The sequence below is a fragment of the Salinifilum ghardaiensis genome (assembly GCF_054491345.1).
In genome coordinates this window covers 2,432,794-2,451,265 of the sequence record NZ_CM137101.1, presented here as the reverse complement: position 1 = coordinate 2,451,265, position 18,472 = coordinate 2,432,794, and the positions used below count along the sequence as shown (strand labels likewise).

13 protein-coding genes are annotated in these 18,472 nt (G+C 72.6%); 6 read left to right on the top strand and 7 right to left on the bottom strand.

Going from position 1 to position 18,472, the window contains the following annotated elements; translation table 11 throughout:
- Window positions 1-30: 30 nt before the first annotated feature.
- The gene (locus ACVGV0_RS11190; protein WP_459159794.1) at window positions 31-1,470 is read right to left on the bottom strand and encodes a sodium:solute symporter family protein; all 1,440 of its coding nucleotides are present in this window, start codon (window positions 1,468-1,470) and stop codon (window positions 31-33) included.
- Between the two features lie 142 nt (window positions 1,471-1,612).
- On the opposite strand from ACVGV0_RS11190, the gene ACVGV0_RS11185 reads away from it, so the two are divergent.
- The gene (locus tag ACVGV0_RS11185; RefSeq protein ID WP_459159793.1) at window positions 1,613-2,986 is read left to right on the top strand and encodes a PucR family transcriptional regulator; all 1,374 of its coding nucleotides are present in this window, start codon (window positions 1,613-1,615) and stop codon (window positions 2,984-2,986) included.
- A gap of 160 nt (window positions 2,987-3,146) precedes the next feature.
- On the opposite strand, the gene ACVGV0_RS11180 is transcribed toward ACVGV0_RS11185, so the two are convergent.
- From ACVGV0_RS11180 to ACVGV0_RS11165, 4 genes are all read right to left on the bottom strand, one after another.
- Window positions 3,147-6,170 carry an alpha-mannosidase gene (locus ACVGV0_RS11180; RefSeq protein ID WP_459159988.1) on the bottom strand — a complete coding sequence of 1,008 codons (3,024 nt, stop codon included), beginning with the start codon at window positions 6,168-6,170 and terminating at the stop codon, window positions 3,147-3,149.
- 82 nt (window positions 6,171-6,252) lie between these two features.
- Window positions 6,253-7,164, bottom strand: a complete 912-nt coding sequence (locus ACVGV0_RS11175) for a carbohydrate ABC transporter permease (protein ID WP_459159792.1) — start codon at window positions 7,162-7,164, stop codon at window positions 6,253-6,255.
- Window positions 7,161-8,102: a carbohydrate ABC transporter permease gene (locus tag ACVGV0_RS11170; protein ID WP_459159791.1), complete on the bottom strand. Its 942-nt coding sequence runs from the start codon at window positions 8,100-8,102 to the stop codon at window positions 7,161-7,163. The genes ACVGV0_RS11175 and ACVGV0_RS11170 overlap by 4 nt, the downstream gene beginning before the upstream one ends.
- Before the next feature lie 48 nt (window positions 8,103-8,150).
- Window positions 8,151-9,422, bottom strand: a complete 1,272-nt coding sequence (locus tag ACVGV0_RS11165; protein WP_459159790.1) for an extracellular solute-binding protein — start codon at window positions 9,420-9,422, stop codon at window positions 8,151-8,153.
- Between the two features lie 269 nt (window positions 9,423-9,691).
- Between ACVGV0_RS11165 and ACVGV0_RS11160 the strand changes: the two genes are divergently transcribed.
- Both ACVGV0_RS11160 and ACVGV0_RS11155 read left to right on the top strand, forming a co-directional pair.
- Complete coding sequence (locus tag ACVGV0_RS11160; protein WP_459159987.1) at window positions 9,692-10,681, top strand: LacI family DNA-binding transcriptional regulator; 990 nt, start codon at window positions 9,692-9,694, stop codon at window positions 10,679-10,681.
- Window positions 10,682-10,775: 94 nt separating this feature from the next.
- Window positions 10,776-11,981, top strand: a complete 1,206-nt coding sequence (locus tag ACVGV0_RS11155) for an AGE family epimerase/isomerase (protein WP_459159986.1) — start codon at window positions 10,776-10,778, stop codon at window positions 11,979-11,981.
- A 25-nt stretch (window positions 11,982-12,006) separates the two neighbouring features.
- Here the strand turns inward: ACVGV0_RS11155 and ACVGV0_RS11150 are convergent, their stop codons facing one another.
- On the bottom strand, window positions 12,007-14,004 hold the full coding sequence (locus ACVGV0_RS11150) for a neutral/alkaline ceramidase (protein WP_459159789.1): 1,998 nt from the start codon (window positions 14,002-14,004) through the stop codon (window positions 12,007-12,009).
- A 301-nt stretch (window positions 14,005-14,305) separates the two neighbouring features.
- On the opposite strand from ACVGV0_RS11150, the gene ACVGV0_RS11145 reads away from it, so the two are divergent.
- Complete coding sequence (locus ACVGV0_RS11145) at window positions 14,306-14,497, top strand: ferredoxin (RefSeq protein ID WP_459159788.1); 192 nt, start codon at window positions 14,306-14,308, stop codon at window positions 14,495-14,497.
- Window positions 14,498-14,669: 172 nt separating this feature from the next.
- Here ACVGV0_RS11145 and ACVGV0_RS11140 read toward each other — a convergent pair whose 3' ends face one another.
- Entirely contained in the window at window positions 14,670-16,112 is a 1,443-nt protein-coding gene (locus ACVGV0_RS11140; RefSeq protein ID WP_459159787.1) for an MFS transporter, read from the bottom strand.
- Window positions 16,113-16,397: 285 nt separating this feature from the next.
- Between ACVGV0_RS11140 and ACVGV0_RS11135 the strand changes: the two genes are divergently transcribed.
- Together ACVGV0_RS11135 and hutC are read left to right on the top strand one after the other, a co-directional pair.
- Window positions 16,398-17,426 (top strand): Lrp/AsnC family transcriptional regulator, encoded by a 1,029-nt coding sequence (locus ACVGV0_RS11135; RefSeq protein ID WP_459159786.1) that lies wholly within the window; start codon window positions 16,398-16,400, stop codon window positions 17,424-17,426.
- Between the two features lie 163 nt (window positions 17,427-17,589).
- On the top strand, window positions 17,590-18,360 hold the full coding sequence (gene hutC / locus ACVGV0_RS11130) for a histidine utilization repressor (RefSeq protein ID WP_459159785.1): 771 nt from the start codon (window positions 17,590-17,592) through the stop codon (window positions 18,358-18,360).
- The last annotated feature ends 112 nt before the right edge of the window (window positions 18,361-18,472 follow it).

The following is an 18,472-nucleotide window of genomic DNA, read 5'->3' as shown; positions in this document are numbered from 1 at the left end:
GCGGGGGACCCGGTGCGGCCGTCGGACCGGTCATGCGTGCTCCTCCTCCGCGACGGGCTCGCCGGCCAGCCGCTTCTCCCAGTTGTCCAGCACTTCGGGTTCGGTGCGCGCGGTCATCAGGCTCACCAGGACGTAGCCGAGCAGGCTCGCACCGAGGCCGTAGTAGATGGCCTCCTCGGCGAGCAGCCCCTCGGTGACCATCGTGACCAGCGCGGTGAGCGTGCCCGCGATCATCGCCGCGGCGGCGCCCGTCCGCGTGGCCCGCCTCCACACCAGCGCACCGAGGATCGGCACGAGCAGGCCGCCGACGAGGATGTTGTAGCCGACCGTCAGCGCGGCCACCACGTCGTTGACCGCCACGGAGATGCCGATCGCGAGGACTCCGAGCAGCAGCGTCGCCAGCCGGTTCGAGCCGACCTCGCCCTCCCCGGCTCGGCCCCGCCGGTTGCGCAACCGGGACCAGATGTCGTTCGTGCTCACCGTCGAGCAGGCGATCAGCGCCCCGCTCGCCGTCGACATCAGCGCCGCGAGAGCGGCCACGAGCACCAGCCCGCGCAGCCCCGCCGGCAGCATCCCCTGCACGATGGTGGCGAACGCGGTGTCGGGATCGGCGAGGTCCGGGTACAGCGCGCGGGCCGCGGTGCCGATCAGCGCACCGGCGGCGGCGTACAGCACGCAGTACACCCCGGAGGCCAGCCCGCCGCGGGTGGCGATCCGCGGAGTGCGCGCGGTGAACACCCGCTGCCAGATGTCCTGGCCGATCAGCAGGCCGAACACGTAGGTGAACACGTAGGACAGGATGGTGGCGCCGCCGATGTTGGTGATGTCGAAGAACTCGGGGCCGACCCGTTCGGCGAGCCCGTCGAAGCCGCCGGCGGAGACCAGGCTGATCGGCAGCAGCAGGAGGAACATGCCCACCGTGGTGATCAGGAACTGCACGATGTCGGTCAGCGTGATGGACCACATGCCGCCGAGCACCGAGTAGCAGACCACGATGCCGCCGCCGATCGCGATGCCGCCGATCGCGGGCATGTCGAACAGCACGGTGAACACGGTCGCGAAGGACAGGATGGAGGTCACCGAGAGCATCAGGGTGTAGCCCCACATCACCACCCCGGAGACCAGGTCCACCGCGCCGCCGTAGCGCAGCTTGAGCATCTCGGCGACGGTGTACACCTTCAACCGCACGATCCGGCGCACGAACAGCGCGTGCAGCAGCAGGATGCCCAGCCCGATGGAGCTCACCAGCCAGGCGCCCGAGATGCCGTAGGTGTAGCCGAGCCCGACGCCGCCGATCGTGGACGCACCGCCGAGCACGATCGCCGACATCGTTCCGGAGTACAGGAACGTGCCGAGCCGACGACCGGCGACCAGGTAGTCGCTGCGCGTCTTCGCGAGCCGCGCCCCGCGCCAGCCGATGCCGAGCATGCCGGCCAGGTACAGCCCGATGACCAGGTAATCAAGAGCCATGGCGCCCCCGGGGAGGAAATGGAGAACGAACGAGGAAGTGCCGCGTGGTGACCCGCACCACCGCTTGCGGGAGACGTTAGGCAGCCAGCAAGCTCTTCGGTAGTAGACCTTTTGTCCACACGATCGACTCCTCTTGGATGAAATGACCAGTGCAGAATTCCTCCCGGCCACGGTTCCCCTGCGGGCTTTCGTCGACCGCGACGACCTGGGCGCGGTCCTGCTCGCCGGAGCGGACGAGGCGCTGGAGCGGCCCGTGCGCTGGGCGCACGTCAGCGAGCTCACCGACCCGGTGCCGTACCTGCTCGGGGGCGAGTTGCTGCTGTGCTGCGGGGTGGAGCTCGTCCCCGGGCCGCAGCCCACGGACGACTACGTCCGCGGACTCGTCGGCGCGGGCGTCACCGCCCTCGGCTTCGGCGTCACCCCGGTGTTCGATGCGGTGCCGCCGGCGCTGATCGACGCCTGCCGCAGGCACGGGCTGCCGCTGCTGGAGATCCCCGAGCGCACCCCGTTCCTCGCGGTGTGCCGAACGGTCGGGGAGGAGCTGAACACGCGGGCGCAGGCCTCGCTGCGCCGGCTCACCGAGGCGCAGCGCGCGCTCACCGCCGCAGCAGCGCGGCCGGCACCGCGCACCGGGGTGCTGCGCGAGCTCGGCAGGTGCGTCGGCGGGTGGGCGGAGGTAGTGGAGCCGAGCTCACCCGTCCCGGACGCCGTGCACGAGCTCGCCGAACGGGTGCGCACCGGTGTCGCCAGCGCGGCCACGGAGCTCGCGGACGGCACGCAGGTGGTGGCGCAGCCGGTCGGTCCCCGGGTGCTCACGGTGGGCAAACCGGGGCGTTTCGACGGCACCGACCGCGCCGTGATCGCCGTGGGGCTCGCACTGCTCAGCGTGGTGGCCGGGCAGGTGGCGAGCGCGTCGCTGGGGTCGTTGGCCACGGCGCTGCTGTCCGGCGCGGGCGCGTCCGAGTCGCTGCTCGACGCCGTGTTCGGCCGCCGGGGCGGGCAGTACCGGGTCGTCGCCGCCGAGGCCGGTGCGAGCCTGGACGGACTGGCCACGCCGCTGGTCGGCGAGGACGGCCGCACCGCGATCGTGGACACCGACATCGACGTGTCCCACGTGGACGGTTTGCTCGCGGTGAGCGGGCCCCACCCCGCCGGGGAGCTGCCGGAGGCGGCGCGGCAGGCGCGGCAGCTGCTCGACCGGGCGCGCTCGGTGGGGCGCTCGTTGCACGCCGAGCACGCCGGCACCGGCTTCGCCTCCGCCGTGCGGCCCGCGGCCGCGCGGGTGTTCGCGGACGAAGTGCTCGCACCGCTCGACGGGCACCCGCAACTGCTCGAGGCGCTGCGAACCTGGTTGTCCCAGCACGGCAGCTGGGACCGCACGGCGGCCGCGCTGGGGGTGCACCGCAACAGCGTGCGGCACCGCATCGGCAGGGTCGAGCGATTGCTCACCGCGGACCTCGCCGACCCGCAGGTGCGCATGGAGCTGTGGTTCGCGCTGCAGTGGCGCACGCCCTGAGCGCACCCGGCGGTGTGCGCCGGTGGCGGGCACCCCTCGGGAGCGGCCGCGCCACCGGTCCTGCCCGACTCCTGCCCGGGCTCCGGCGAGGCCGCGTGCGCGTCCCCGGGCAGGCGCACTCCGTCCCCGCCTGCGTGCGGGACCGCAGCGCGGGTGGTCGTCACGACCGCCGCAGTCGCAGGGTTCGGATCTCGAAGGGGCGCAGGGCGAGGTGCAGCTGCTGCTGCGCGAGCTCGTGCTCCACCGGGGAGTCCCAGTCCCTCTCGAGCAGGTCGGTGGAGCTCGCCCGCAGCACCGGGAATCCGGCCGTGACGGTGGTGGCGGTGCGCCCCCCGCGCGACTCGTACAGGCGCACGACGAGGTCACCGGACCGGTCGTCGGCCATCTTCACCGACTCGACGACCACCGCGGGTTCGTCCACCTCCACCAGCGGTCGCACGGCCTGTCCGCCCCGCACCGTCCGCGCGGGCAGGTTGAGCCGGTATCCCTCGCGCACGGCCTCCCCCACGTCCGCGCCGGGCACGAGAGCGTGCCGGAACCGGTGGCGACCGTGGTCGGTGTCCGGGTCCGGGAACCGCGGCGCGCGCAGCAGCGAGGCGCGCACGGTCGTGCAGGTCCCGCCGGAGGGCTTGGCCCAGCGCGAGACGTCGTGCCCGTAGGTGCGGTCGTTCAGCACGGCGACGCCGAACCCCGCCTCGGCCACGTGCACCCAGCGGTGCGCGCAGATCTCGAACTTCGCGGCGTCCCAGCTCGTGTTCTCGTGCGTCGGCCGGTGCACGTGGCCGAACTGGATCTCCGAGGCGCAGCGGTCGGTGTGCACGTCGACCGGGAAGGCCAGCTTGAGGAACTTCTCCGTCTCGTGCCAGTCCACTTCGGTCTCGATGTCCAGCCTCCGCTCCCCGGCGCGCAGGCCGAGGACCTGCGTCACGGTCGAGCGGGAGAAGCGCCGTTCGACGCGGACGGCGCTGCGCTCCGGCGCGTCGCTGTCCACGGCCAGCGCTTCGACCTCGGTCACGTCGGTCGCGGAGTTGCGGTAGAACGCGTCCACGTCCCAGGCGTCCCACGCGTTCGGCAGGTCCGGGTGCACCTGCAGCACGTTCGCCGCGCGCTCCGCAGGAACCGCTTCGCGGCCGGACTCCCGGTCGAACAGCGAGGTGACCGCGCCCCGCGCGTCGACGACCACGCGGAGCGCGTCGTTGTCGAGGACGAACCCGCCGCCGTGCTCGGTCACCCGCGCCGCCGCTGCCGGCGGGGTCGGCTCGCCCGCACCTCCGGCGGGCACGCCGTCCCGTTCGTGGGGCGCGGCGTTGAACGCGATCGACCGGTCCCCCCGCCCCGCGAGCGCCTCCTGCGCGCGGGTGATGACGACCTCCAGCTCTTCGGCGAGGAGCTCGTACGAGGCTTCGGCCTCCCGGTGCACCCAGGCGATCGACGATCCGGGGAGGATGTCGTGGAACTGGTTGAGCAGCACGGTCTTCCAGAGGCGGTCGAACTGCTCGTACGGGTACGGCGACCCGCACCGCACCGCGGCGGTCGCCGCCCACAGCTCGGCCTCCCGCAACAGGTGCTCGCTGCGGCGGTTGCCCCGCTTGGTTCCGGCCTGGCTGGTGTACGTCCCGCGGTGGAACTCCAGGTACAGCTCTCCCACCCACACGGGCGGATCGGTGTACTCCGCGGCGGCCTTGCGGTAGAAGGCGGACGGCGGCTCGATGCTCACCTGCGGCGATCCCTCGAGGTCCGCCTGCCGCGCGGCGCGGGCCAGCATCTCCCGGGTCGGACCACCGCCGCCGTCGCCCCAGCCGAACGGGATGAGGGAGCGGCGGGCGGCTCCCTTCTCCGCGTACCGGGACGACGCGCGGGCGAGCTCGGCGCCGGAGAGCTCCGCGTTGTAGGTGTCGGCGGGTGGGAAGTGCGTGAAGATGCGCGTGCCGTCGAGCCCCTCCCAGGAGAACGTGTGGTGCGGGAAGCGGTTGGACTGGTTCCACGAGATCTTCTGCGTGAAGAACCACGACGAGGCCGACAGGGCGACCAGCTGGGGCAGCGCCGCGCTGTAGCCGAAGGAGTCCGGCAGCCACACCTCCCGGGTCTCGACGTCGAATGCGTCGAGGAAGAACCGCTTGCCGTGCACCAGCTGCCGCGCCAAGGCCTCGCCGCCCGGCATGTTGGTGTCCGACTCGACCCACATGCCGCCGACGGGGAGGAACTGCCCCGCCACCACCTTCTCCCGCACCCGCGAGTACACGGCCGGGTGGTGCTCCCGCAGCCAGGCGAACTGCTGGGCCTGCGACATCGCGAACACGAAGTCCGGGTACCGGTCCATCAGGTTCGTCACGTTCGACGCCGTCCTGGCGACCTTCCGGACGGTTTCCCGCAGCGGCCACAACCAGGCCGAGTCGATGTGGGCGTGCCCCACGGCGGACAGCTGGTGCGCGCTGGCCTGGGCCGGCTGGGACAGCGCTCCTGCCAGCTCGGCCCGCGCGGCCTCCGCGGTGCTTCCCACGTCCTGCAGGTCGAGCGCGTCCAGGGCGCGTTCGAGGCAGCGCAGGATCTCCCACCGGCGCGGGTTGCCGACGTCGAGCTCGCGCATGAGCTGGTCGAGCACCTCGACGTCGCCGACCAGCTCCCACACCTGCTCGTCGAGGACCGCCAGCTCGGCCCGCCGCACCCGGTAGAGCGGTTCTCCCCCAGCGGTCCCGGGATCGCCGAGCGAGGTGGCCGCGAACGGCGGCTCTCCGAGGATCACCGGGTTGGCCGCCGCTTCCACGAAGAACTCGACCCGGTGATCACCACCGGTGGAGCCGTCGACCGGGATCCAGGTGTTGCGCGGGTTGAGCCCTTTCACCGGTGTCCCGTCGGGCCGGTGGACCAGCCCCTCGCACTGGAATCCCGGGCGGTTCTGGTGAAATCCGAGGTCGAGCAGCGCTTCCACCGCGCGGCCGGTCCACTCGTGCGGGACCTCGGCCCGAACGCGGAACCAGGTGGTGCTCCACGGCGGTCCCCAGCAGTCCCCGACCCGGAAGTCCGAGTAGTCGGCCGCCAGGGCGGTCTCCACCGGTACCGGCTCCCCCGGGGCGTGCCACGCCTGCAGGTGCACCGGGACGGATTCGGGGTGGACGGCGGGCCGGATCCGTTCGCGCAGGACTCGCTGGATCCGCTCCTCGGTGGTGCGCCGGTCGTCGTGCATCGGTGTCACGTGCTCCTCACTGCTCCGCGGTGTCCGGTGGTTCCGTGGACGTCTGGTGTTTCGGGAGCCGGTGCTTCCGGGTTCAGCCCTTGAGGCTGCCGGCGGTGAGAGCTCCGACGATGTGCCGCTGCAGGACGACGAACAGCACGACCACCGGTGCCACCGCGAGCAGGCTTCCCGCGGCGAGGTACTGCGTGGTGACCGCACCGCCGTCGGCGGTGTCCTGCAGGTTGACCACTCCCACCGAGACCGGGTACATGCTCGAGTCGTCGAGCAGGACGAACGGCACGACGAACTGCGACCAGCTCAGGACCGCCACCACGATGGCTGCCGAGGCGATGCCGGGCGCGGCCGCTGGCAGCACCACCGACAGCAGGGCGCGCGGGCGCGAGCACCCGTCGACGAGCGCGGCGTCGTCGAGCTCCGCGGAGACGGAGTCGAAGTAGTTGCGCAGGAACCAGGTCAAAAACGGCGCGGCCACCGCCACGTACACGAGGACCAGGCCGAGGTAGTTGTTGATGAGGCCGACGGCGGTGAACACCTGGTACAGCGGCACGACCAGCACCAGCGGTGAGATCAGCTGGCACGCGAGGACGGCGCGCGCGAAGGCGCGGCGCCCGCGGAAGTGCATCCTGGACAACGCGTACGCCGCGGGGACGCAGACCGCGAGGCATCCCGCGACGGCTCCGGTCACCACGGTCAGCGAATTGAGCAGGTAACCGCCGATCTGCGTGGTGGCCAGGACGTGGCCGTAGTTGCCCCACTGCGGCTCCGACGGGATCAGCGGTGGCGGTGTCGCCACGACCTCGCGGGGCGTGCGCAGCGACAACGACAGCACCCACAGCAGCGGGAAGGCGAACGCGGCGATCGTCACCGCCATCGCGAGGTACAGCCCGGCGTTCTGCCACAGCAGCGGTTTGCGCCGGCGCGGGGCGCCGGCGGAGGTGGGGCGCGCGGCGCGCGCGGTCCGGGGCGTCGCCGTGTCGGAGGTCATGCCTTCGCCTCCCGCCAGGAGTCGTACCGGAAGTACAGGACGATCATCGCGGCGTTGATCAGCAGCAGCACCGCCGCCATCGCCGCACCGCGGCCGAGGGAGAGCTGGGTGAAGATCTGGTCGTAGATCTTCAGCGACAGCACCTGGGTGGCGGTTCCGGGACCGCCCCCGGTCAGCGCCATCACCATGTCGAAGGTGTTGAACGTCTCCACGGTGATCGTCACCAGGTTGATCGTGATCAGCGGCAGCAGCGCGGGAAGCGTCACCGCGCGGAACGACTGCACGGGCCCGGCCCCGTCGATGCGCGCCGCCTCCAGCAGGTGGCGCGGGACCGTCTGCAACCCGGCGTACATCAGGATCATGGACAGCGCCGTGCCGCGCCAGATGTTGGCGATGGTCACCGACAGGAGGGCGTTGTCCGGATCGGACAGGAAGGCGATCTCCCCCGAGAGCCCGACGAGGCCGCCGAGGTGGTTGAGGATCCCGGAGGAGCTCTCCTGGTACAGCAGGCTCCAGATCACACCGGTGACCACGCCCGGGATCGCCCACGCGGTGAGCACCACGGTCCGGGTCAGCAGCGCTCCGCTCAACCGCCGGCGCCTGGCCGTGTCGACCAGCAGCGCGATCGCGAAACCCAGCAGCAGCTGGAAAACCACGCTGCAGCTGACGAACAGGAACGTGACCCGCAGCGTTGCGGCGAAGTCCCGGCCGAGCACCACGCTCTCGTACGGCGCTGCCGTGTACCGGTAGGGCTCGCCCGCGACCACGCTCGCGTCGGTGAAGCTCAGCCGGAGGATCTCCACCACCGGGTAGCAGAACACCACCAGCAGGACCAGGCCCAGCGGCAGCAACCACAGCAGCGGGCGGCTGGTCGCCGATGTCCCGGCACCGCTGGTCCGCGGTCGGGTCGGCGCTGCTCGCGGGATTGACGTGCTCATCTCGGCACGGCCTCCTCCCTGGGCGGTGTCACCGGTGCGGTACGAGGTTCACACGATCTGCGCGAGCGCCGCGTCGACCGCGGCTTCCGGCTCCGCCTCCAGCGACAGGACCGACGACAGCGCGGTCTGCATCGCGGTGGAGACCTGCTGGTACTCGCGCTGCAACGGGCGCGCCCGCGCGTAGCGGGCGAGGTGTTCGCGGAAGCGGGAGGTGAACGCGTCACCGGCGTAGTCGGGGTGCTCGTACACCGAGGTGCGCGGCGGCAGGTACCCGCCGAGCGTGCACCACCTCGCCATCGCCGCGTCGTCGACGAACGCGTCGATGACGAACGCGGTGCTCCGCCGCAGGACCTCGGGTTCCTCGGCGAAGCAGGCCCACGTCCACCCGCCGGCCACGGAGGCGTGGTCCTCCCCGGAGCGGCTCGGGATCGGCGCGATGTCCCACTCCGCGGCGAAATCGGACTCGGTGAGCAGATCCTGCAGGTCGGCCGCCTGCCAGCTCCCGCCGAGGAACATCCCCACGCGGCCGGCCACGACCTCGGGGTTGACGTCGTCCTCGCTCTCCATCGTGGCGATGCGCTGCGGGCTGATGCCCTCGGTGATCAGCCGGCGCAGGTACGCCAGGCTGTCGATCATCGCCTGCCTGCCGGGCCCGGAGGCGAACGCGGGAGAACCGTCCGGGGCGAGGATCCGCCCGCCCTGCGACCAGTACTGCGGCCACAGCGCGGTGTTGACGCCGGACTCGGAACGCCCGCCGCAGAACTGGAACGTCTTGCCCCGCGCGGCGAGCCGGCGCCCGACCGCGAAGACCTCCTCCCAGCTGGCAGGTGGTTCGGGGACCAGGTCCTTGCGGTAGTACAGCACCCGCACGTCAGTGGTGAACTGCAGCGCCCTCGTGGGGCCGCCTCCGGCGGTCATCACCGCGCGGAACTGCGGGTACCAGTCCTGCAGCGGAATGCCGGCCCGGTCGACGGCTCCGCCGAGGTCCCGGGCGTAGTCGGCGAACCGCGGGAAGACGTAGGAATCCACGGCCGCCACCTCGGGGGCACGTCCCTGCGATGCCTGCAGGAGCAGCTTGGCCATGGCGGCGGTGATGTCCGAACTGCTGATTTCCGGCAGCACGCGCCAACCGGAGGAGTGCTGGTACCGCCGCAAGGCCTCGCGCAGGTATCCGGGTATGCCCTCGGTGGTGGCTTGCAGGGAGAACGACGGGATCGCCTGCCACCGGAAGCTCCGCGGAGCCGGTTCCCGGGAACCGGCGCAGCCCGCGGCGCCCAGCGCCCCGGCTGCCGCCCAGCCGAGGAGGCTGCGCCGGGTCACCGCCGAAGCTCGTCGTATCCTCCGGTCCTTCACTCGGATCACCCCGCGGAGGCGGATCGGTCGTCGACGGCGCAGGCGTCGACGGGGCGGACGAAGGGGTGCGGGGGCGCGGCGTGCGGGCCGTCGCCCCGATCGAGAAGTGTGGTCTCGATCACTGCTGGACGTGATGGGCGACCCTAGGCGAAGCCGAGCGCTTAAGCAAGCGCTTGCGGAGTGCTAGATTCGCAGCGGCGAACACCGCGACGACACGGGAGGCGGACGTGGCGACCATGGCGGACGTGGCGCGGGCCGCGGGCGTCTCCGTCACGACGATCTCGCACGTCCTCAACGGCACCCGGGCGGTGCGCGCGGAGACGAGCGAGGCCGTCTGGGCCGCGGTCGCGGAGTGCGGCTACGTCCACAACACGTTGGCCCGTTCGCTGGTCACCACGCGCACGCAGACGCTCGGCGTGGTCATCTCGAGCGCCAGCACCGCGTTCTCCACCGAGATCCTGCGCGGGATCGAGGCCGAAGCCGTCGAGCACGGCTACACCCTGCTGGTCGCGGACCCCCGCGACGAACCGGCCCACGAGCTCCGGGTCGTCTCCAGCCTCGTCCAGCGACGGGTGGACGGACTGGTCCTCGCTCCTTCGGGCGAGCCGTCCCGGACGGTGCGCTACCTCGCCGAGCAGCAGGTCCCCGCGGTCCTGGCCGACCGCGTGCTCGACGGCGACCACGACGGGGTCAGCGCCGAGAACCACGAGCCCACCGCGCTGCTCGTCGACCACCTGGCCGAGCTCGGGCACCACCGCATCGGCTTCCTCTCCGGCATCGAGGGAATGAGCACGACGGCGGAGCGGCGCGCGGGCTACCGGGAGGGACTGCGGCGCAACGGGATCCCGGAGGCCGCCGAGCTGTGCCGTTCGGGCGGTTCCGAGTTCGACGCCGCGCGCCGCGCGACGGCGGAGCTGCTGGCGCTGCCGCAGCCCCCGACCGCGTTGGTCACAGCGAACAACGCCATGACGATCGGGGCGATGCAGGCCCTGCGCGATCGCGACCTCCGGGTCCCCGGGGACCTGGCGCTCGTCGGGTTCGACGACTTCCCCTGGGCCGATCTGTTCGCTCCGAGGCTGACCGTGATCGCGCAGCCGAGCCAGGACATCGGGGGGAGGGCCGTGCAGCTCCTCCTCGACCGACTGGAGCATCCGGACCGGCCGCCGCGCGAGCACAGGTTGCCGTCGCGGTTCGTCCACCGCGACTCCTGTGGATGTCCGCAGTGAATTCCGCCGGGACGCCGGAAGCGGTGGTGCCCGCTCCCGCATCACCCGGCGCACCGGAGCACCGATTCTGCGAGGAGGACCTCCCGTGACCGAAATGGACTCCGCCGAGCACCGCGAGCGGTTGGCTGCCGAACGCGCGAGGATCATCGACTTCGTCAGCGCCGCCCGCGCCCCCGAAGGCGGGTTCGGCTGGCTCGACCGCGCGGGGCAGCGGGAGACCGAGCGCCCGGTGGCGACGTGGCTCACCGGCCGGATGACGCACGTGTTCAGCCTGGCGCACCAGCTCGGCACCGCGGGGGCGGCGGACCTCGCCGACCACGGTCTCGCCGCGTTCCGCGGCCTGCTCCGCGACGGCGAGCACGGAGGGTGGTACTCCAGCGCGGCGGATGCGACGAAGGCCGCCTACGAGCACGCCTTCGTGGTGCTCGGCGCCGGCAGCGCCACCGCTGCCGGGCGCCCCGGCGCCGCGGACGTGCTGGCCGAGGCGCTCGACGTCGTCGACACCCGGTTCTGGGACGAGCAGACCGGTCTCGCGCGGGAGAGCTGGGACCGGCAGTGGCGGGAGACCGAGGACTACCGGGGTGCCAACAGCAACATGCACCTCGTCGAGGCGTTCCTCACCGCCGGCGACGTCACCGGCGACGGCTCCTGGCACCGGCGGGCGCTGGGCATCGCCGAATTCCTGATCGACGAGGTCGCCGCGGCCTACGACTGGCGGTTGCCGGAGCACTTCACCGCGGACTGGAAACCGGTCGCGGAATACAACCGCGACCAGCCCGCGCACCCCTTCCGCCCCCACGGGGCGACGGTCGGGCACTGGCTGGAGTGGGCGCGGCTGCTGCTGCACCTCGAGGCCTCGCTCGGATCGCAGGCACCGGACTGGCTGCTGCCCGACGCGCGGAACCTCTTCGACTCCGCCGTCCGGCGCGGCTGGAACGCCGACGGCCACCCCGGCTTCGTCTACACGCTCGACTGGGCGGACCGCCCCCAGGTCTCCGAGCGCATGCACTGGGTCATCGCCGAGGCGATCATGGCCGCCGCCGCGCTGCACCGCCGCACCGGCGAGGTCGGGTACGAGCGCTGGTACCGCTCGTTCTGGGACCACGCCGAGAGCCGCCACGTGGACCGCGAGGCGGGCAGTTGGCTGCACGAGGTCTCCCCGGACGGTTCGCCCTCGGCGACCGTGTGGCCGGGCAAGCCGGATCCGTACCACGCCTTCCACGCGGCGCTGCTGCCCGAGCTCCCCCTCGCGCCGGCCGCCGCCCTGAGCGCCCCGGCGCTGCGCGACGCGCGCACGTGAGGCTGCGCCGCTGTCGCCGCAGGTGTCAGGACACGCGAAACGCCCGGCTGGCCGCGGTGAACGGGGTGACGGTGCCGCTGGCGGCGTCCTTCCAGTCGCCGTGGTGGACCACCCGGTAGCGGCCACCGGGCGCGGTGGCGGGGACGTCCCAGGTGATCGTCGCCGTCGAGGCCGCCGCGCCGCTGCGCTCCCAGTGGTACCTGGTGGACCAGTCCCGGTCGTCGGCGACGGTCTCCCACCGTCCGCTGCGCCGCCGCTGGATCTCGGCGAAAGTGCCGCCCCGGTGCAGGTCGTTCTTCGGGTGTCCGGTCGCGAACACCGCCGTGACCCGCTCACCTCGGCGGTGGTGGCGGGCCGGCTGGGCCAGCACATCGCCGAACGACCGCCCCGGCGGTGCGGCGTCGCCGACCACGCCGGGCTGCAGGTCCGGCAGCGTGCCGCTCATGTCCGGCGGGACCGGCCCGCGCGGGAGCTGCCCGCCGGTGCGCATCGCCGCGGCCAGCCGGGCGAACTCCTGCTGGTAGGCCGGCAGCGTGTACCGGCCGAACAGGGTCGAGGCTCCCTCGTACTGCTGGGAGTCGTACTCCTCCGGGGTCGTGACGTACTGGCTGTAGGCGTTGGCGTAGCCCTGCACCAGCACGTCCTCCAGCGGAACCCCCAGCTCCGCGGCCACCGCGCGGCGGATGCGCAGACCGGCCACGACGGTGAACTCCGCGGGACCGGCGACGAGGTGCAGCTCGCCGATGCGCAGCAGCTGCAGCGGCAGCACTTCCGGGCACCACGGGTAGGGGCGCATCGCGCCGAAGGGCACCGCGACGGGTTTGGGCGCCTGCTCGTCGGCCAGTTCCGGCGGGATCGGCGCATCCGCTCCGCCGAGCCACTCGGCCAGCGGGTTGCGCACGCCTTCGCCGACCGGGATCCCCGGCCCGTCCTCGGTGCTGCCCGCCAGCATGGACACCCCGATCGCCGCGGTGGTGGTGCGGTGCCGCTCCCCGTCCGGGGTGTAGCGACCGTCCACAGTGACCTCGGACATGTCCGCGTAGCGCATCCGGTGCTCGACCGGACCGGTCACCGGCCGCGCGGCGCGGAAGGCCTGCGCGGCCGCGCGCAGCTGGCGTTCGCCGATGATGCGCGTGTTGGCGAACTCGTCCTCGGTGGGGCCCGAGCCGGGCCGCAGGTTCAGGTTCGGTGACATGTCCCCGGCGTTGGTCTGGGCGAAGCAGGCCACGAACCCGTCCGCGGCGCGTTCCCAGGCGTGGGCGGCGTAGCCCTTGTTGTCCGAGCTGATCAGGTGGTTGGTGTTGGTCATCGAGGTGCCGTGGGTGGCGAACCAGCTGATCGCACCGATGTCCCGCCCGCCGCGGGAGAACCGCAGCACGGTCACCGCCGGGTCGATGGCTTGCGGGAAGTGGTCCCTGTCCGCCTGCGGGTTGCGGTCGAAGGCGCTGCGCGAGCGGTTCGCGCTCGCGTCGGCCAGCTCGGCGCGCCCCAGGGCGAGTGTGCCCGGTGCGAGGTCCTCGTGGGCCCGCCCGATCGCCTCGGTGATGCCCTCGACCACCGCGGTGAAGGTCTGCTGCTGGAACCCGAACGTGGCCAGGGCGTAGGCGGCGTAGTGCGAATCGCCGCCGCAGGCGGCGTGCGTGTGCGTGGCGTTCAGCAGCACGTTCTGCTCGGTGTAGCGCCCGTCGTGGGAGCGCTCAAGCCTGCGCAGGACTTCCTGGTGCACGGACTGGAACAGCGCCCCCAGCTCGGCGGTGGCGAAGACGACGCGGCGCCGGCCGTCGTCGACGATGAACGCCCGCACCAGCGTGCGCAGGTGGATCCCCGCGGTCTGCTGCTGGGGCATCGAGTAGCCCATCATGCCGTTCTCGGCGGCCGGGCCGGTCACATCGGCGACGCCCCGGCCGATCAGGTAGTCCGCCGTTTCCGGCTCGGTTGCGGCGGTCCCGGTCGCGCCGAGCGCGGGCGCGGCGAGCGGTGCAGCTGCCGCTGCGGTGAGTACCCGTCTCCTGGCAACCGGCATGTGCCCGCACCCCTCGTTATGTGAACCATATTCGCATTCGTGGACGGCGGAAGATTACGCGCAGCGGCCGCGCCGTGCCAAGGAGTTCCAGCGGCGGTCCCGCCCGGGACGGGGCGTTGCGGCGCAGCGGCCGGTGCCGATCGGCGCGCGCCGCAGCCGGGAAGGCGACACGCTCCCGCTCCCGGCGTTATGGTGCGCGCACCGCCACCGGTGCGCCCAGCGGGCCCGCAGGTGATGTCCCGCCACGTCACCGGCCCGGGCGCAGCGGACCGGACGAACCGCCGGGAAGGGGTGAACGCCCGTGAGAGTCAGCGTGGACAACGACCTGTGCGACGCCCGCGGCCAGTGCAACATCGTCGACCCGGAGCTCTTCACGCTCGACGAGCACGGCTACAGCGACATCGGCCAGGGCAAGGAGGTCCCCGCCGGCAAGGAAGGCGCTGCGGAGCAGGGCGTGGAGGCCTGCCCCGTGGAGGCGCTGCGCATCGACTGACCGACCGCCGCCCACCACCGCGGAGCGGGCGCGGGCAGGCGCTGCAGTGGGCGGGGTGGGTCGCCATCGCGGCCATCGTCGCCGCCAACACCATCAGCATCCGGTCCGCGCGACCACGTCCCGCGGACCGGGCCGGGGCGTAGGAGCCGCGGTCCGGTGCGGCGGTCGTGGGTCAGCGCGCCGAGCGCTCCTGCGCGCCCCGCGGCGGCGCGGTGGGGCGCTGCAGCTCTTCCAGGGAACGCCCGGCGGTGCGCAGGCCGAACGCCGCCAGCACCACCGTTCCCACCAGCAGCAGCCCGCACAGCACGGCGAAGACGCCGCCGAAGCCCAGGGCGGCGTGGAGGTAGCCGATGGCGACCGGTGCGAGGATCGCTCCCATCCGGGCCACCGCGCTGGCCTGGCCCATGCCGGTCGTGCGGCTCTCGGTCGGGTAGATCTCCGCCGTGTAGGTGTAGATCGGCCCGCCGATCCCGTTCATGAAGAACGACAGGGCGATCGTGCAGGCGAAGATCGTCACGGCGCTGTCGGCGGCGCCGAGCCCCGCCGCGCACCCACCGCTGGCCAGCAGGAAGAGCACGACCGACCACTTGCGGTCGATCCGCTCGCTGATCGCGGCGGCCACGTAGTAACCGGGGATCTGCGCGAGCGCCCCCGCCAGGCCGAAGGAGAAGCTCTCCGCGATCGAGAAGCCCTTGAGCACGAGGAGCGTCGGCAACCAGGTCGAGTACCCGTAGTGCGTGGCCTGGTAGGTGAACCACAACGTGCACACGACCGCCGTGCGGGAGGCCATCCCGCGGCGCCACAGCGCGCGGAGCTGCTCCCGCGCACTGCGCGGGGACGCCGAGGAGGCGCGCTGAGCGTCATCCGGCTCGGCGGGCGGCGCGGTCCCGCCGACCTCGCCGGTCCGGCCGTCCGCAGCGGACTCCCGCTCGAACCGCTCGACGACGGCCGCGGCCTCGTCGATCCGCCCCTGCGCGATGAGGAAGCGCGGCGATTCCGAGAGCGTGCGCCGCCACCACAGCAGGAGCAGCACCGGTGCGGCACCGATCAAGCAGGCGATGCGCCACCCCGGCTCGGGCATGGGGCTGATGACGAGCACGGCCGTGAGCGCGGCGAGCGAGTAGCCGACGCCGAGGAAGATCATCGTGTTCGCCGCGGCGCGCCCCCTGCTGCGCGCGGGCAGGAACTCCGAGACGTAGGGGATGATCATGGTGGCTTCCGCGCCGATCCCGATGCCGCCGAGCACCCGCCAGACGATGAGCTCCCCCGCGCTGGAGGAGGTCGCTGCGAGCAGGGTGAACACCACGTAGACCACCAGCGCGTACATCAGCACCCTGCGGCGCCCGATCCTGTCCGCCACCACGCCGGAGATCAGCGCACCGATCAGGAAGCCGATGAACACCGAGGACAGCAGCCAGCCGGCCTGGGTCGATCCGACCGACCACAGGGCGATGACCGCCGAGGCCGCGTACCCGAGCAGCACGCCGTCGTAGCCCTCGAACATCCACCCCATCCCGCCTTGCAGCAGGACGCGGCGGTGCGGCTTGGACACCGGCAGGCGGTCGAGCCGGGCGAGCAGGTCCTCGCCGGAGGGCTGGTGGGAAGCTCCGTGCACAGTGTCCTCCTGGAGTCCGCAGTGGACGGTTTTTGAGCTCGCGCGGGGCGTGCTCCGCGCGCAGCGAGGACCCGTCGGCGGGAACGGCCGCCCGCGTGCGCGGCAGGTGCGGCCCCGCTCCCGGTCGCCGGTGCGGCCCGCGGCGCAGCTCACCGAGGTCCCACCGCAGGTGCGCGGCACCGGTGCGGGCGGTCATCGCGCCTCCTCCCGTCAGGTGCCGGCATGATGCGGCGATCCGGCATCACCTGTGGCCGGAACGCGGAGAAATCGTCACAATGATCCGCGGTGGGAGGCGGATCGATCACGCTCAGCGAATCCGACCTGGCGCTGGTCAACGCGCTGCAGATCTGGCCCCGGGCGCCCTGGTCGGTCGTGGCGCGCTCGCTGGGGACCAGGGCCGACGCGGCGTCACGACGCTGGGCGCGACTGCGCGCGCGGGGGGACGCGTGGATGACCGCGTACTTCGGCGCCCGGACCACGGGCATGTACTGCGTCGCGATCGTGTCCGTGCGCTGCAGCCCCGGCGGCAAGGAGGAGGTCGCGGAGGAGCTGGTCCGCGACGCCTGCTGCGTGAGCGTGGAGATCACCGCCGGGGCGCACGACATCGTGCTCACCGTCTCCGCGCAGGACCTCGAGGCGCTGCACGACTACCTGGCGCAGCGCCTCGAGCGGACCCCCGGCGTGACCGCCACGTCGACCTCCCTGGTCACGCACCTGCACAGCGAGGGGACGCACTGGCGCCTGCACGCGCTCGAGCCGTCCGCGCACGACCTCCTGCAGCAGCAGGCGGAACAACTCCGCCCCGCCGAGACCGCCGAGCCGGACGAGCTGGACCGGCGGCTCGCGGCACTGCTGTCGGTCGACGGGCGGGCGAGCTGCGCCGCGCTCGCCCGCGCCGCCGGGACGAGCACGGCCACCGCGCGCCGCCGGATCGCCGCGATGCTCCGGTCTCGGGTGCTGTCGCTGCGCTGCGACGTGGCCGCTCCCCTCGTCGGCCTGCCGGTGACGGCCACGATCCGCGGGCGCGTCCGACCGGACCGGGCCGGGGAGGTGGCCGCGGGGCTGGCGGGACTTCCGCAGGTCCGCCTGTGCGCGACGCTCACCGGCGAGCACAACCTGCTCGCCACGGTGTGGGTCCGCTCGGTCGGCTCGATCCAGCGGCTCGAGCAGTCCCTCTCCCGGAAGTTCCCGGGCTTCGACCTCCACCACACGCTCGTCAACCTGCGCACGCCGAAACGCATGGGACGCCTGCTGGACCGCTCCGGCCGCGCGAGCGGTCACGTGCCGATGGCACCGCGGACGAGGCAGGCGTAGCGGAACCGGAGAGCGCCGGCAGCGAGGGGCTCCTGCCCCACCACCGGCGGTTCGCCGCCAGCGGTCGGACGTTCCGCGGCACCGGACCACCGTCATCCGCGCACCGGCCGCGCGCGGACGCTCGATAGACTGCCGGACAGTCCGCACAGCACGGTGAATGGAGATGGCGGTGGCCTCGGTGGCGATCGATCCGGCAGACATTGCCCGACGTTTCCGCGAGTACCGTGCGGACTCCGGGCCCGCGTACCAGCGGTTGAAGGACCTGATCTCGGAGCAGCTGCTGACGGGGCGCTGGCCGCAGGGGGAGCTGCTCCCGTCCGAGAGCCAGCTGGTCGACTCGCTGGGGCTGTCGCGGATGACGATCAACCGCGCGCTCCGCGAGCTCAGCGCGGAAGGCTTGGTCACGCGGGTCCGCGGTGTGGGCACGTTCGTGGCGGACCGCAAGGGGAGTTCAGCCCTGTTCGAGGTGCACAACATCGCCGACGAGGTCCGCTCCCGCGGGCACGAGCCGCGCACCGAGGTGGTGCTGCTGCAGGCGGAGCAGGCCGATCCGCGCACGCGCCACCTGTTCGACCTCCCCGCGGACAACGTGATCTTCCGTTCGCGCGTGGTGCACTTCGAGGACGAGGTGCCGATCCAGCTGGAGGACCGCCACGTCAACCCGGCGGTGATCCCCGGCTACCTGGACCGGGACTTCGCGCGGCAGACGCCGAACGACTACCTCTCCGCGGTCGCTCCCCTCACGGCGGGCGAGCACGTGGTGGAGGCGGTGCTGGGAACCGTCGAGGAGTGCGCGCTGCTCCGCGTGGATCCCGCGGAGCCGTGCCTGCTGATCCACCGGCGCACCTGGTCGCAGCAGCAGCTGGTGAGCGCGACGCGACTGCTGCACCCCGGCTCGCGGTACCGCCTGGAAGGGGCTTTCGAGTCGCCCTGAGCGTCCGCTCCGCGACAGGTCCGGGCCCGCGTCCGCGGAAGACCGACGTGCACATCCCCTTGCAACTTGTATGTACAGGCATATACCTTCCCTCCTACCGGTCGGTCGAACC

Coding starts and splice junctions, on each gene's coding strand:
- ACVGV0_RS11190 (WP_459159794.1), bottom strand. CDS start 1,470: ATGGCTCTTGATTACCTGGTCATCGGGCTGTACCTGGCCGGCATGCTC.
- ACVGV0_RS11185 (WP_459159793.1), top strand. CDS start 1,613: ATGACCAGTGCAGAATTCCTCCCGGCCACGGTTCCCCTGCGGGCTTTC.
- ACVGV0_RS11175 (WP_459159792.1), bottom strand. CDS start 7,164: ATGACCTCCGACACGGCGACGCCCCGGACCGCGCGCGCCGCGCGCCCC.
- ACVGV0_RS11160 (WP_459159987.1), top strand. CDS start 9,692: ATGGCGGACGTGGCGCGGGCCGCGGGCGTCTCCGTCACGACGATCTCG.
- hutC (WP_459159785.1), top strand. CDS start 17,590: ATGGCGGTGGCCTCGGTGGCGATCGATCCGGCAGACATTGCCCGACGT.
- ACVGV0_RS11170 (WP_459159791.1), bottom strand. CDS start 8,102: ATGAGCACGTCAATCCCGCGAGCAGCGCCGACCCGACCGCGGACCAGC.
- ACVGV0_RS11155 (WP_459159986.1), top strand. CDS start 10,776: ATGGACTCCGCCGAGCACCGCGAGCGGTTGGCTGCCGAACGCGCGAGG.
- ACVGV0_RS11150 (WP_459159789.1), bottom strand. CDS start 14,004: ATGCCGGTTGCCAGGAGACGGGTACTCACCGCAGCGGCAGCTGCACCG.
- ACVGV0_RS11180 (WP_459159988.1), bottom strand. CDS start 6,170: ATGCACGACGACCGGCGCACCACCGAGGAGCGGATCCAGCGAGTCCTG.